The following is a 13,976-nucleotide window of genomic DNA, read 5'->3' as shown; positions in this document are numbered from 1 at the left end:
GTGGTCGTGGTCAATTTGGTCATGTATTCCTTACTGTTAAGCCAGGTGAAGCTGATACAGGATTTGTATTTACAAATGCTATTAAAGGTGGATCTGTTCCTAAAGAATTTATTCCAGCAGTTAGAAAAGGTTGTGAAGAAGCAATGTCAACTGGTGTTCTTGCTGGTTACCCAATGGAAGACGTTGATGTTACACTTTATGATGGTTCTTACCATGATGTGGATTCAAATGAAATGGCATTTAAACTTGCCGCTTCTATGGGATTCAAGGAAGCTTGTCGTAATGCTCAGCCTTCAATACTTGAGCCAATGATGAAAGTTGAAGTTGAGACTCCTGAAGAGAATATGGGTGATGTTATCGGTGACCTTAACCGTCGTCGTGGACAAATCAACTCAATGGGTGACAGAGCCGGTAGTAAAATCGTTGATGCTCACGTTCCATTATCTGAAATGTTCGGTTACTCAACTGATCTTCGTTCAGCTACTCAAGGACGTGCTACATATTCAATGGAATTTGACCACTATTCTGAAGTTCCAAAAGCTGTTTCTGTAGAAATTCAGAAAAAACGTAACGGTTAATACTTAACTTTTGCATGGTACTTTCTTTATGAAAGTGCCAACCCTTTTTTGCTCTTTACAATCATCCTCAGTTAAACTGCTATAATAACAAAAAAATCTAGGGTAAATATGTACAAATTACTAATAATAACACTTCTTACAACATTTTTAATTGCAGAAAATGTAAATCCTAAACCTTATTCTAATTTAGGAAATATCCTTTATAATAATTATGAAAAAATAGCTCACATGACTCAAGTGAATGCTTTTAAAATTTATTCTAAAGATATAAATGACTATATGGCTGATATAATTGTAACTAAGAAAATGGGTTTTTCCTTAGAAATGGAAGTAAGTGGTGTGAGTAGGAGAGATTACTTAGATAAACTTCGTGAATTATCTAAACGAAATGATACACTGTTACGTACAATCCAAAGTGGCTATAGAAATTCTATAGATAATGAAGATAGTCAATTTTTTTTACAGATAGTTAATAATAAACTGATTGATATAGAAATGAATAAGAACGAAATAATTTCTTATTACATAGATCATAGCGAGGAAATAAATTCTACAGGAATTCTAGAAGAACTTATAAAAAAGAATGATAGAATTAGAGCAGGCCGTGAGGCTAAGAAAAAACGCTATAAAACAAAAAAGATGTTAGAAGAAGAGAAAATTAAACGTATACGTCGTGATGACAAAGAAGCGAAAGAGAAACTAGAAAAAAGACTTGAAAAAGATCTACAAAGAAAGAAACTTGAAATAAGAAATAAGCAAAAACAAATGTTAGGGGTTTAGGTCCAGATAAATTTTTCATTCTCGCTAGGTCTACCATCTAGTGTTATAAATGGTGTATATTCTGCCTTATAAGATAAGGAAGGGCACTCTTTTACATAGTATCCCAAATATATCCATTTTTTTTGTGCTTCTTGTACATACTTAATCTGATTGTAAAGTGAAAACTTTCCAAGTGAGAGATGTGCGAACTCAGGGTCATAGTAAAAATATATAGATGAGATTCCATCTTCAAGTATATCGATTAAGTCGACAGCTATTAGCCTTTCCTCAATAAAATATAAAACTTCATAACCAAAATCTTCATGTCCTTGAACAAAAGATCCATAATAGTGCTCTGCAGTTGTTTTGTTGTAGTCCCATGATTTTTTATTACTCATATGTAGATGATACTTCTCAAATATATTGATATGTTCTTGAGTAAGAGTAGGTTTTTGTATAAAAGACCTAAGATGAGCATTTTTTTTCATAATGCGTTTAGCTGACTTAGAGAAGATATAGTTGTTCGCATCTATTTTTATACTTTTACATTCATTACAACTTGGACATATCGGTCTAAAAAACATCTTCCCAAAACGTCTATAGCCTCTCTCAACTAAATCCTGAGAATGTTCTTTCGAGCAATTATGTATAATTTTATAGTGTGTTGTTTGTGTTTTATTATCTAGGTATGAGCATTTATCTTCAAGCGAGAACTCTTTGAGTAGTTGCATAATTTACTGCTTGTTTTGTGCAATTAATACACCCTCTATCATTTTGTCTATATCACCATCAAGGATTGCAGATATATTTGAAAGGGCTTCATTTGAACGAGTATCTTTTACTTGCTGATAGGGTTGCATAACATAAGAACGTATCTGATGTCCCCAACCTATTTCACTCTTAGTTACACCATCTTGTTTAGCTTGCTGTTCTTCTAGTTCGAGCTCATACAGCCTAGATTTTAACATTTTCATAGCAGTAGCTTTATTTTTATGCTGACTTCTACCATTTTGACACTGTACAACGACACCTGTCTCGATATGAGTAAGTCGTATAGCAGATTCTGTTTTATTAACATGTTGTCCACCTGCCCCACTTGCCCTGTATGTATCAACACGTATATCTTTATCTTCTATCACTATATTTATATCATCATCAACTTCAGGAGAGACCATAACTGAACTAAATGATGTATGGCGTTTAGAGTTAGAATCAAAAGGAGAAATTCGTACAAGCCTGTGAATACCATTTTCAACTTTAAGGTAACCGTAGGTATTCTCTCCTTTTACTATAAAAGAAACATCTTTAATACCGGCCTCTTCACCATTTTGATAATCAAGTATCTCTATCTCAAAGCCATGTCTTTCAGCCCAGCGTTTGTACATACGAAGAAGCATCTCCGCCCAGTCTTGACTCTCTGTCCCTCCAGCACCTGGATGAATTGAGACTATAGCATTGTTAGAATCACTCTCGCCACTAAGCAGTACTTCTATCTCCATACTTCTTATCTGGTTCTCTAAAGTAGCTGCATCACCAAATAGAGCATTAAGAGATTCTTGATCATTCTCCTCTTTAGACATATCATAAAGTTCTGTTGCATCTTCTACTGCGGAATTAGCAATGTTGAATTTATCTAGTTTTCTCTGAAGCTGTGTTTTTTCTTTTTGTATTTTTGCAGCATAATCTGCATCATTCCAAAAATCCTGGTCACTTTCCAACTCTTCTATTTCATTTAGACGTGCTTGAATTTTTGTTGGTTCGACTACACCTGTTATATTGTGCATCTTTAAAGTTATATTTTTTAAAAGTTCAGTGTATTCATAATTATCCATAAAGATCCATTTGATAGTCTCGTAAAACGAACAAAGTCCATTTTACTGTGTTTTCACCACAGAGGTGACTGAAGATTGAGATTCAATATCTCAAATAAATAGTATAATTATGATTATATAAAATAGAGGCTTAAAATGAGGATTATTTCTAAGGTAAGAGAGTTAAAAGAGTACTTAAAAGAGCAAAACAAGATAGTTGGCTTGGTTCCTACAATGGGAGCACTTCATGATGGGCATCTTAGCCTTATTAAAAATGCAAAAAAAGAGTGTGAATTAGTCGTCGTTTCCATCTTTGTTAATCCTACACAGTTTTTAAAAGGAGAGGATTTAGATAAGTACCCCTCTCGTGATAAAGCAGACAAAAAAATATGCGAACTCTCTGGAGTAGATGTCATCTTCTTACCTCAAGCAGATGAGATATATGGGGATGATGAAGTAAAAGTACTTGCTCCTAATATTAGAGGTTTTACGCTTGAGGGTGCATCTAGACCGGGACACTTTAATGGTGTATTAACTGTTGTTAATAAACTCTTTAACATCGTAAATCCTGATTTTGCATACTTTGGAAAAAAAGACGCTCAGCAACTAAACCTTATAAGCCTCATGGTAGAACAATTTTTTATGAATGTTGTAATAGTTCCAGTTGATACAGTGAGAGAAAGTGATGGACTCGCCCTGAGCAGTAGAAATATATACCTTTGTGCAGATCAGAGGATAGACGCATTGAAAATATCTTCTTCTTTATATGAAGCATCTAAAATGGTCTCACGAGGCGATGTACAAGTAGATGATATAAAAAGAAAAATGAGTAAGGTTTTAGAACCTCTAGAAATAAGCTATGTAGAGATATTAAGTAGAGACTTTAAAGCTACAAAAAGAGTTGAAATAGGTAATAGCATAGTTCTAGTGGAAGTTTTAGTAGGTACTACTCGTCTGCTTGATAACATTTGGCTTTAGATAAGAGTCTTCAATCATGACATCAACTATCTTTTTAAAGACAGGAACTGCAGTCTGTGAAGCAAAGTGACTTTTCTTTGGCTGTACAACAATAACACCTATAGTATAGTTATTGTTTGTATCATTTGCAAAACCCATAAATGCAGTGTTATATTTACTAACATAAACACCTTTTTCAACTATATGGGCAGTTCCAGTTTTTCCACCAACAATCAAACCTTCAGTTATAGCTTTTTTCCCTGTTCCTTTATTGACTGTTTTAATAAGTATCTTTTTCATTCTTTGCGCAGTCGCACTTTTAATCACTTGAACTTGCTCTTTATAAGCACTTTTATCTTCTTTGCCTACTTCATCTATGTAGCTACTGATGAGTTTAGGGTAAACCATTCTCCCATTGTTATTAAAAGCACTATAGGCACGCATAAGTTGCATAAGGTTTGTGTGCATTCCATATCCATAGGAGGATGTAGCCTTATATATTTCATTTTGAAGTCTTTTTGGACTTGGTAGCGAGCCTACTTTTTCATAAATAAGATCAGGGGTGGAAGGTTTTGAAAATCCAAAACTAAGGAGTCCTTGATAAAAGTCATATCCAGATAATTTTTGTGCAAGTTGAGCTATCCCTACATTTGAAGAGTAGACGATAACATTTTCAGCAGAAAGCCAATCGAACTTATGTTCGTCTGTAATTATTTTTCGACCTATTTTAAACCTGCCATTATGACCATTAACTAAATCATAAGGGTTAACTAATCCACGTTCAAGTAAAAGAGAAAAAGTAATGGGTTTTATCACACTTCCTGGCTCAAAACTATACTCTATCATGCCACTGTTTAAAGATGAATAGTCACTGCGTTTAATATCTTTAGGAAAGTACCTATTAGAACTTGCCATTGCATACACATCGCCAGTTTTGGAGTCCATCACTGCACACATTATCTCTTTTGCATCGAGATCTTCTTTCGCTCTATCTAAAATTTTTTCTATTTTAATTTCAAAGGCTACTGGAATTGTAAGTTTGACATTAAGTCCATCTATTTCACTTTTTGTAAAACTATCTTTGTTGAGTATTATGTAGCTGTTTACATCGCGTTTACCACGACTTTTACCATTTTGTCTCGCACGTAGAGCACCATCAAATCTTTTCTCTAAACCTTTAACCCCTTCTATAAAGGTATATCCATCTTCTTCTATTTTATGTGGATAACCGATAATGGGAGTCAGAAGGTTTCCATAAGGGTAAATGCGACTTTCACCACTCTCTAAAATACTAAGACCATGAATAGAGTAAAGTCCAGTTTTTTTATTTTTCAGTTCCATAAAAACTTTAAAGTTTCGCAGCTCTCTAGAGAGAGTTTTAAGGTAATGGGCTTGTATCTGAGGAATACTATAGCTTAACACTACAACTCCTCTGCGTTTAGAGAGTTTTTTTCTAATGGTTTTAGTGTCTATACCGGAGTAAATGCTAAAGAGTTCAACAAAGAGTTCTTTTTTATCAGGGTCGAGATAGCGAGTGTTAACAACTGCTTTGTAGAGTTTTTTTGTTGTAGCAAGATGAAAACCATCTGCACTGATGATATTTCCTCGTCCTGCACGTGAACTCTCTTGAACAAATTGTGATGGGAGATGGCGTGGTTTGAGAACATTAATTAACATAACAGTTAAAAATATAAGAAAGCCTACGATAATGAGGACATATAAAGAGAATATTTTTTTACTTTTATTTTTGTTAATCATGGAGGATTATAACTGTGTTCTTCCTATCTCTTTATAGGCGTTTAAGGCTTTATTTCTGATTTCAAGCATTAGTTTCATACTTGTTTCAGCTTTTCCAATAGCAAGAGCCGCTTGATGAAGGTCTTTTACTTGACCAGTTGCGATGTCTGCTACAGCTTGAGTTTTACTTTCTTGGAGTTCATTGATTTCATTGAGTGCTGACTTTAGGTGACCAGCAAAGGCTTCCCCTCCAGTTTGTTCCGCTTTAGACTTCTGTTTAAGAAGGTCTGCTGTTCCTACACTTGAAACATTGTTAATATTATTCATAATTACTTTCCTTCTCCAGAAAAGTAATCGCTATATAATGTAAACATTATTACTCTCCTTTTATCTTATTGCAACAGTGAAAGAGAAGCATTTGCCATATCTTTCGCACTTTGAAATGCCGAAACATTCGCTTGGTAAGAACGTGTTGCTTCTACTAAATCGGCCATTTCTATCACAGGATTAATGTTTGGGTAAGCAACATATCCTTTTGCATCGGCATCTGGATGGTTTGGTTCAAACTTCATCTTCGGTTTACCATCATCACGTGATATCTTATCTACTATTACACTCATTATAGCAGGATTTACAGTTTTTCCAAACTCGCCAAGCTTTAAAGGGTCTTCATATTTTGCACTTTTAGTTGTGGCATTAAGTGCTTTGTTGAACTCTTGGTTAAAGTCTATAGCACGAAAAACAACTTCTTTTCGACGGTAAGGACCACCTTCTGTAGTTCTTGTAGTTTGAGCATTTGCGATATTGCTCGAGATCGTATTTACACGTACACGCTGTGCAGAAAGCCCATAACCTGAGATATCAAAACTGTTTAAAAAATTACTCATCTATTTTCCTAGTTCACTTTTTGTGATGCTTCTATAACACTTTTGAAAATTGCACCATCTTTTTTCTTAGCTTGTATGATGGCATTAAACATAATAGAGTTTTTACTCATCTCTGTAGTTTCTACATCTATGTCTACACTATTGCCATCATTTCGAGCCATGTGACCATCTCTAAAGTAGAGAGTAGGTACAACACTACTTGACTCATTTTTAAAGGCAAGATGTTTATCACTTGTTTGAGCCATTTTGAGTTGCTGAGTGTTATCATGAAATATCTCTTCGCGTTTAGCACGAAGTGCCTGCTCAAAACTAATATCTCTTGACTTATAGTTAGGAGTGTCTGCATTTGCAATGTTTGAGGCTATCATATCTTGACGGGCTGCACGGTAGTCAAGAGCAGCACTAGCAAGTCCCGCTGCACGTGAAGGTGATATACTCATAAACACTCCTTGTCTGTATTTAAAGTTAATAAGCATTTTTTATTCCATTAATTCAAAATAAGTAAAAATAAGACATTTGTTTATAAATAGAGGTGATTTAAGCAAACTTTAATCAGAGTAGTTAGATAATGAAAACTAAGGTTACTGGTGTAATCCAAATTTTTATACATTCAAGGAGTTCTTATGAAAAGAACTGGTTTTACAATGATTGAATTGATCTTCGTTATCGTTATTTTAGGTATTTTGGCAGCTGTTGCCATTCCAAAGCTTGCGGCTACACGTACTGATGCGAGTGTTTCTAAAATGGCGACAAATCTTGCAACTGCTGTTTCAGACATAGGTGCACACTATACTTCACAGGGTACTCTTAATGGATTGTGGACTGATTTTACAAATGTACATTTTGAGACAACGGCTGGCGGTACTACTGCTGCAACAACATTTACTGCAGGTACTGCTGTATTTTTAAATGATGGTACAGATGCTACAAAAGGATGTTTTTCAATCTCTGCTACAGCTGATGGTAATGTGAGTGTAACTGGATTAGCTGCAGCAACTGATGCAGTTTGTGCTGGAGCACATATAGCTGCCATTAAAAATAATATGATTATTACAGTTGGAACTGCTCATGCACATGAATTTGGTGGAACAGGCGTAGTATACTAGACTACTTTATTTACTCCCATGCTAAGAGATGGGAGCTATCCTTATTCTTAAGCACTCGCTTGAGAATCTACCTATAAAACAGACTTCTAAGCTAACTTTAAAATTCAAATAATCAAACTTATGATACAATAGTGGACTTTAATAAGTGACTTCAAATATAAGGATTTTTTATGAAAACAACAAAAAAAGCCTTTACTATGATAGAACTAGTGTTTGTTATAGTGATTTTAGGAGTTTTAGCTGCGGTTGCTATACCAAAGCTGTCTGCCACAAGAACTGATGCACAAGCCTCTTCAACAGCAAGCTCTATCATGACAGGGGCAACAGAGATAGTCTCATATGCTATAGCAAAAGGAGAAACTGTTTCTGACTTATCTATTATGTCAAACTCCATCGCAGCTTTAGTAAGTACGAGTTTTGCTACTTTAAGTCTTCCAAACAAGAGTGCTATTATCAAGGCAGGAGTGATTGTAGACTGTGTGACATTGAAGATAGACTCAAATGCGACGGACGATACTGTAATAATTGAATTCGGAAGTGCAGACTCAGATGTAGAGTGTAGTATCATACAGTCACTTATAGATGCAGATGAGTACCCGATGAAACTCAGAGGATCATCAGTTGTTTACTAAAATAGATTTACAAAGGAACATAGCATGAGTATAGACTGGTCATCATATAGAATTACACTTCTCTTATACTTAGGAATTTTACTTTTTCCACTTAGTTTTTACTTCTCCTATAACTCTTTTGGCGAACTTCTTGAAGATACAAAAGTTATTAGCAGTTTTGCACGAAATAGTACTAAAATATTAACACTCCAAAACGAGAATAGTCTTAAAAAAAAGAGAGATATAAAAGAGGAGATAGCAGTAGAGTTTGAAGTTTTAAGGCCTTGGATACTTGCACATAGTACAAAGAAGTTTTATGTTGCAGCCGAGCCATTAGAACAGAAATATACTTTACTACAGAAGTGTTGGAGTGAAAATACTCTCTTTGACAAAGAAATATCATTTACTTGTTATAAACAGTCTAAGCAGATACTCTTTAGTTTGAACAACATGCTGATTTTACAGCAGAGTAGAATTTACAATATTTTTTATATAAACCTTGCACTAGATATGGCGTTTCTTTTAGTACTGATATTTTTCATAAGAGTCTATGCATTTAGCAATTTAAGAAAAAAAGCCATATATGATTTCAAGTCTAAACTATATTCAAAAGACTATATGCTCTCTACTTTAAAAAACACTAGTGCTCAGATGAAAAGAACAGGAGCGGCTCTCAGCGTTTTACAAATTGATGTTAAAGATTTAGATAGTGAGCATAAACTTACACAAAAAGAGCAAGATAAAATTTTACAGAAGTTTGGGGACTCGTTACTTAAAACACTTAGAGATAGTGATATAGCTAGTAGATACAGTGAGAGTAAATTTGTTCTCATACTACCAAATACTCCAGAGCAACAGCTTCAAATGCTAATACTGCGCCTTGAAAAAAACTTAGCTGACTTAGAGCATACTTTTAATGTTATAGAATATAGAGAGAACGACACATACGAAAGTTTTATTGAAAAACTCAAATAAGGGAATAAGATGATACACAAGAAAAATGCATTTACAATGATAGAGTTAGTCTTCGTTATAGTTGTTTTAGGAATATTAGCCGCAGTTGCTATACCAAGACTATCAGCTACGAGAACAGATGCTCAGATATCTAAAGGCCGTGCAGATATCTCTTCTATTCGTTCAGGGATTATGACAGAGAGACAATCGAGATTGATTACCGGTAACAATGCTTTTATATCTGGAATAGTATTAAATGCAGGTACAGGGTTGTTTGGTGGGGTGCTTACTTATGCGCTAAGTGATAGTGCGACAGCAGGCCATTGGACTAGTACGGGAAATGATGCAGTTGGAACAGCTACTTATAATTACAATGTTGCTGGAACAACTGTAGGTTTTACATATTATCAAAATGAAACGACTGTTGATGGTGTTGTGAATAGGGCGGGAACATTTGTGTGTACATCACCCACTGCTGCATTTTGTGATGAATTGACAAATTAAACATTAATTATTTAAAAGTATTGCTAGTTTTATCTTTGGAGGAGTTATAAATATGGAATTTTTAATTATAGTTACAGTTCTTTTTGTAGCAACTTTAGTGTATATCGTAAAAGATATTGTTTATTCTCACTAAATTGAAGGACTTGCAAAATGATATTAGCAATAATTTTTGCAGGAACAATTATTTATAGAACAGAACAGATACTAGAAATTGATAGTTAAGTTCTATATGTTCTCAAATTGAATTATTATACACTCTCAATTATAGGCTCGGCTCTTGGCGAGTTTACTTATCATTCTTCACAAAAAATAATTGCCGGAACAAAAGTTACCGTAGTATTTAGAAACAGAGAGAAAACTGGAGTTGTGCTTTGCTCTTGTGAAAAACCAGACTTTAAAACAAGCGAAATTTTAGAAGTAAGTGGTTTCTTTTACTCTGATAAACAGTTAACACTCGCTAAATTTATTTCTTCTTATTACATTTGTTCTATAGGTGATGCCTTAGCTTTGATGACTGCGTTTAAGCACTTAGGATGTGAGGCTTTAGACTCACCAGAAACTTTACTAGTACTCTCTAGTGAGGCTAAAGCCACACATCCTAGTTCTATTGATCTTTCGGAGAAACAAGAACAAGCATTAGAATTTTTACAAGAACATAAAGTATCTTTGCTTTTTGGAGACACCGGAAGTGGTAAAACAGAGATATATATGAAGTACTTTGAGCAAATGATGAAAAGTTCTAAACGCAGTATATTTCTAATGCCCGAGATTTCACTCACTCCTCAGATGAGTAAACGTCTCGAAGAGCACTTTGGAGGCAGTGTAGTTACTTGGCACTCTAAACTCACTCCTAAGCAGAAAAAAATAGCACAAGAGAAGATTTACAGTGGAGAAGCAAAGATAGTAGCAGGACCGCGTTCATGTCTTTTTTTACCCATAAAAGACTTGGGCTTGATAGTAGTAGATGAAGAACATGACGATAGTTATAAGTCCTCTTCGAGACCACGTTACAATGCTAGAGATATGGCAATTTACATGGGAAAGCTTTATGGTGCTAACGTAGTACTAGGAAGTGCAACACCATCTCTTACTTCTTATGCGAAATTTCCTCATATTCGTTTAAAGGGTGGACACTTTAGTTCCAACAGAGAGTTTATTTATGAAAAAAGTGTTGAATCACTAAGCCCACTTATATATGATGCATTAGAAGAGACGAAAAAAGCACAAGACCAAGCCATAGTTTTTCTTCCAACTCGTGCAAATTTTAAGTATCTTTCTTGTCAATCTTGTGGGCATAACTACGAGTGTACGTTTTGTAGTGTTGGTTTAAGTCTTCATAAAAAGTCTAATTCACTTAAATGTCATTACTGTAATTTTTCTCAAGCTATTCCCCAAGTCTGTTCTGAGTGTCAAAGCCCTAACTTGAGTAGCTCGCGTTTAGGAACAGCAGAAGCTGTAGAAAACATAAGAGAAAAACTACCAAGTACAGTAGTAGAACAGTTTGATAGAGATGTTATAACTACGGCGACTAAACTTAAACGTGCACTTCAACGATTTAATGACAAAGAGACAGACATACTTGTTGGAACTCAAATGCTCTCAAAGGGACATGATTATCATGGTGTGACTTTAGCCGTAGTTATGGGCATGGATAACCTGCTCAACATGAGTGATTATAGAGCCAAAGAAAAAGCACTCTCAGCACTTTTACAGGTTTCAGGAAGAAGTGGTCGAGCCAAAGATGCAAAGGTCATCGTGCAGAGTTTTAATGAAGAGTTTTTTAGTAAGTATATGGGTAGGTATGAAGACTTTTTAGAAATCGAGATGATATACAGAGAGGGTCTTTACCCTCCCTACAAAAAACTCTGTCGATTGCTTTTTTCACATAAAAACGGAATGAAAGCACAAGAAGAAATGAGAAAAATGCAGGACAATTTACAAAGATTCTCAAATGTAGAGATAGTAGGTTTTGGAAAATGTGCAATTGAGCGAGTGGCAGATAAATATCGCTTTGAGATATTACTTAGAAGTGAAAAAAGTACAGACCTTATAAAAGCCATACTCGCTTGTAAAGTTCCTTTAGTAGAAGTAGATATGGACCCAATAGAGTTTGGTTAAAACTAAAAGTATTCATATACCTTCGTCGTTTCTGCATTCGTCACATACTAGAGTATGCTTCCTCATTTGTGCCTAGAATTTATATAAATACTTCTAGTTTTACTGTGCTTTTATATTGTCAAAAAACCAGTAAAACGCCATCATCATTCCCGGTGTTTTTTGCAAAGAGGTATCAAACATAAATTTTTTTGCATCTTCGCACTTTATATAGATAACTTCTATATCTTCTTCGAGTAAACCGCCACCATCAGTTACTTTCATATATTCACAAAGCTCTGCATAGTAGAGTTCTTGGTGTGAACCTGATATACCAACATTTGTGTAAAAGGAAGTGATGTGTTGGAGTTTCTCCAATGGAACATCATATCCACACTCCTCAAAAACTTCCTCTTTAGCTATTTGTATATTTGATGTATTTTTATCTATTATGCCTGCGCAGAGTTCATGCATATAGCCATCACTTGGATGTACATTTAAGACAGCTGGTCGAAGTTGTTTTACTATAACAAACGAGTCTTTTTCTTTATGCCATAGAAGTATGGAAACACTATCATGGCTTATAACTGCTTCCCATTTTTTTTGCTTTCCCTTATGTGTGTAATCTAGTAGCATAGGTTTTACAAAGTTTGGATTTTGGAGTTTAGATATTTTTATAATCTTATCCATTACTGACACACTCTAGTGAATGGATATAACATTTATTACGAAATTTCAACGGTTTTTTGTACGAGGTATTATTACTAAGATGAAGGCCTATACTCTCATCATAATTTTTCTTGAGTCTTAAAAAGGCTTTCTTCTCTTTGCCCTTGAGTTTTTTTGTTGTTACCTGCACAACTCTCAGAGGGTTTACAGCACGACCATGTTTACGAAGTTCAAAGTGTAGATGTGAACCAGTTGAACGGCCAGTTGAGCCAACATAACCTATAGTCTGTCCTTTTTTAACATGTTTACCACGTCGTATACCGCGTCTAAAAGATTTTAAATGAGCATATCTTGTTTCGTATCCATCTGCATGACGGATTTTTATAAGATTTCCATAACTTCCCATACGAGCTGAATAGATAATACGACCACGACCAGCAGCTACTATAGGAGTCCCACGACGTGCCGAATAGTCAACACCTAAGTGTGCCTTCCATTTGTGTAAAACTGGATGGTATCTGCGTTTTGTAAAGTATGAAGAAATTCGAGCACCTCTTACTGGTCTAGCGAGTAAGAAACCTTCGACTTCATGGGCTTTTTCATCATAATATCTTTCATCATCATTGAGATATATATAGTGGAACTTTTTTCTCATTTCTATCATAGCCACTTTAAGAGTTGGCATAGAAAAAACCTCTCCCAATCTATACTTTTGCTCATAAATCATTACCAGTTTGTCATCTTTACGAATATCATTTTTAAAGTTTAGCGAATTTCTAAAGTTTGCAGTAAAAATTTGTGCAAGTTTTTTACTTCCTGTCTCTTTCATAATGGTGTAGTTTGGTGAACTAATTATTTTAGTAGAAAATGCTTCTGTTTTACTAGTACTAATGATGGGAATAGCTTCAAACTTATACTCACCATTTTTTTTATAAAGGTGAAGTTGAAGTTCATCGTTTAGAGGAAGTAAAACTTGTTCTATGTTTAGAGACTCATCTCTTAAAATTTGGTAATGAACTCCTGAACGCATCTCTTCTGTGAGTCTCTGCTCATCTTTATCAAGGCTATAGTAAAGATCATTTACTGGAAGGGAGTTTTTTTCTAGAAAAACTAGAAATGTTTCACCATTTTCCCATCGAAGTCTTTGAACATTGGAAGCAAAAATAGTTGTGCTGAGAAGAAAAAATAAAAATAATCGTATCAAAAATATAGGCCTAATTTTATAGTTTTAGTTTAAAAATTCTAAAACATTAACAAGTTTTTGCTTAGTCTGAGGTTTGTTTGATATAATCGCTTACATAAAGTATGA

Annotated in this window: 15 protein-coding genes and 1 pseudogene; 8 read left to right on the top strand and 8 right to left on the bottom strand. The window is 34.7% G+C overall.

Annotated elements, in window-relative coordinates; all coding sequences use genetic code 11:
* Positions 1-578, top strand: a pseudogene (fusA, locus tag HOG88_RS05410) (elongation factor G); the annotation flags it as partial.
* Positions 579-686: 108 nt separating this feature from the next.
* Positions 687-1,358, top strand: coding sequence for a hypothetical protein (locus HOG88_RS05405; protein WP_295004000.1), 672 nt, complete (start codon positions 687-689; stop codon positions 1,356-1,358).
* Here the strand turns inward: HOG88_RS05405 and HOG88_RS05400 are convergent.
* Both HOG88_RS05400 and prfB read right to left on the bottom strand, forming a co-directional pair.
* Positions 1,355-2,068, bottom strand: a complete 714-nt coding sequence (locus HOG88_RS05400; protein ID WP_295003998.1) for an arginyltransferase — start codon at positions 2,066-2,068, stop codon at positions 1,355-1,357. The genes HOG88_RS05405 and HOG88_RS05400 overlap by 4 nt on opposite strands.
* A gap of 3 nt (positions 2,069-2,071) precedes the next feature.
* A complete protein-coding gene (prfB, locus tag HOG88_RS05395) occupies positions 2,072-3,169 on the bottom strand; it encodes a peptide chain release factor 2 (protein WP_295003996.1) in 1,098 nt (365 codons plus the stop codon).
* Positions 3,170-3,304: 135 nt separating this feature from the next.
* Here prfB and panC point away from each other — a divergent pair, with 135 nt between their 5' ends.
* Positions 3,305-4,126, top strand: coding sequence for a pantoate--beta-alanine ligase (panC, locus tag HOG88_RS05390; protein ID WP_295003994.1), 822 nt, complete (start codon positions 3,305-3,307; stop codon positions 4,124-4,126).
* On the opposite strand, the gene HOG88_RS05385 is transcribed toward panC, so the two are convergent.
* From HOG88_RS05385 to flgB, 4 genes are all read right to left on the bottom strand, one after another.
* The gene (locus HOG88_RS05385) at positions 4,085-5,863 is read right to left on the bottom strand and encodes a penicillin-binding protein 2 (protein ID WP_295003992.1); all 1,779 of its coding nucleotides are present in this window, start codon (positions 5,861-5,863) and stop codon (positions 4,085-4,087) included. The genes panC and HOG88_RS05385 overlap by 42 nt on opposite strands.
* Positions 5,864-5,869: 6 nt before the next feature.
* Entirely contained in the window at positions 5,870-6,169 is a 300-nt protein-coding gene (gene fliE, locus HOG88_RS05380; RefSeq protein ID WP_295003990.1) for a flagellar hook-basal body complex protein FliE, read from the bottom strand.
* 65 nt (positions 6,170-6,234) lie between these two features.
* Positions 6,235-6,729, bottom strand: a complete 495-nt coding sequence (gene flgC, locus HOG88_RS05375) for a flagellar basal body rod protein FlgC (protein WP_295003988.1) — start codon at positions 6,727-6,729, stop codon at positions 6,235-6,237.
* A gap of 8 nt (positions 6,730-6,737) precedes the next feature.
* Positions 6,738-7,169 carry a flagellar basal body rod protein FlgB gene (gene flgB / locus HOG88_RS05370; protein ID WP_295003986.1) on the bottom strand — a complete coding sequence of 144 codons (432 nt, stop codon included), beginning with the start codon at positions 7,167-7,169 and terminating at the stop codon, positions 6,738-6,740.
* A gap of 183 nt (positions 7,170-7,352) precedes the next feature.
* Between flgB and HOG88_RS05365 the strand changes: the two genes are divergently transcribed.
* The 5 genes from HOG88_RS05365 to HOG88_RS05345 all read left to right on the top strand — a co-directional run bounded on the left by HOG88_RS05365 (position 7,353) and on the right by HOG88_RS05345 (position 12,022).
* Positions 7,353-7,835, top strand: a complete 483-nt coding sequence (locus HOG88_RS05365; RefSeq protein WP_295003984.1) for a type II secretion system protein — start codon at positions 7,353-7,355, stop codon at positions 7,833-7,835.
* Positions 7,836-8,005: 170 nt separating this feature from the next.
* Complete coding sequence (locus HOG88_RS05360) at positions 8,006-8,467, top strand: type II secretion system protein (RefSeq protein WP_295003983.1); 462 nt, start codon at positions 8,006-8,008, stop codon at positions 8,465-8,467.
* A gap of 24 nt (positions 8,468-8,491) precedes the next feature.
* Positions 8,492-9,421, top strand: a complete 930-nt coding sequence (locus tag HOG88_RS05355; RefSeq protein ID WP_295003981.1) for a diguanylate cyclase — start codon at positions 8,492-8,494, stop codon at positions 9,419-9,421.
* A 9-nt stretch (positions 9,422-9,430) separates the two neighbouring features.
* Positions 9,431-9,904, top strand: coding sequence for a type II secretion system protein (locus tag HOG88_RS05350; protein ID WP_295003979.1), 474 nt, complete (start codon positions 9,431-9,433; stop codon positions 9,902-9,904).
* Between the two features lie 240 nt (positions 9,905-10,144).
* Positions 10,145-12,022: a primosomal protein N' gene (locus HOG88_RS05345; RefSeq protein WP_295003978.1), complete on the top strand. Its 1,878-nt coding sequence runs from the start codon at positions 10,145-10,147 to the stop codon at positions 12,020-12,022.
* A 99-nt stretch (positions 12,023-12,121) separates the two neighbouring features.
* On the opposite strand, the gene HOG88_RS05340 is transcribed toward HOG88_RS05345, so the two are convergent.
* Positions 12,122-12,688 (bottom strand): NUDIX hydrolase, encoded by a 567-nt coding sequence (locus HOG88_RS05340; protein ID WP_295003976.1) that lies wholly within the window; start codon positions 12,686-12,688, stop codon positions 12,122-12,124.
* Positions 12,681-13,871, bottom strand: a complete 1,191-nt coding sequence (locus tag HOG88_RS05335; protein ID WP_295003974.1) for a peptidoglycan DD-metalloendopeptidase family protein — start codon at positions 13,869-13,871, stop codon at positions 12,681-12,683. The genes HOG88_RS05340 and HOG88_RS05335 overlap by 8 nt, the downstream gene beginning before the upstream one ends.
* Positions 13,872-13,976 lie beyond the last annotated feature (105 nt).

The organism is Sulfurimonas sp. (assembly GCF_018698455.1).
GTDB lineage: Bacteria > Campylobacterota > Campylobacteria > Campylobacterales > Sulfurimonadaceae > Sulfurimonas.
Note: the sequence above shows the minus strand (reverse complement) of the source record. Positions and strands in the feature narration are given on the sequence as shown.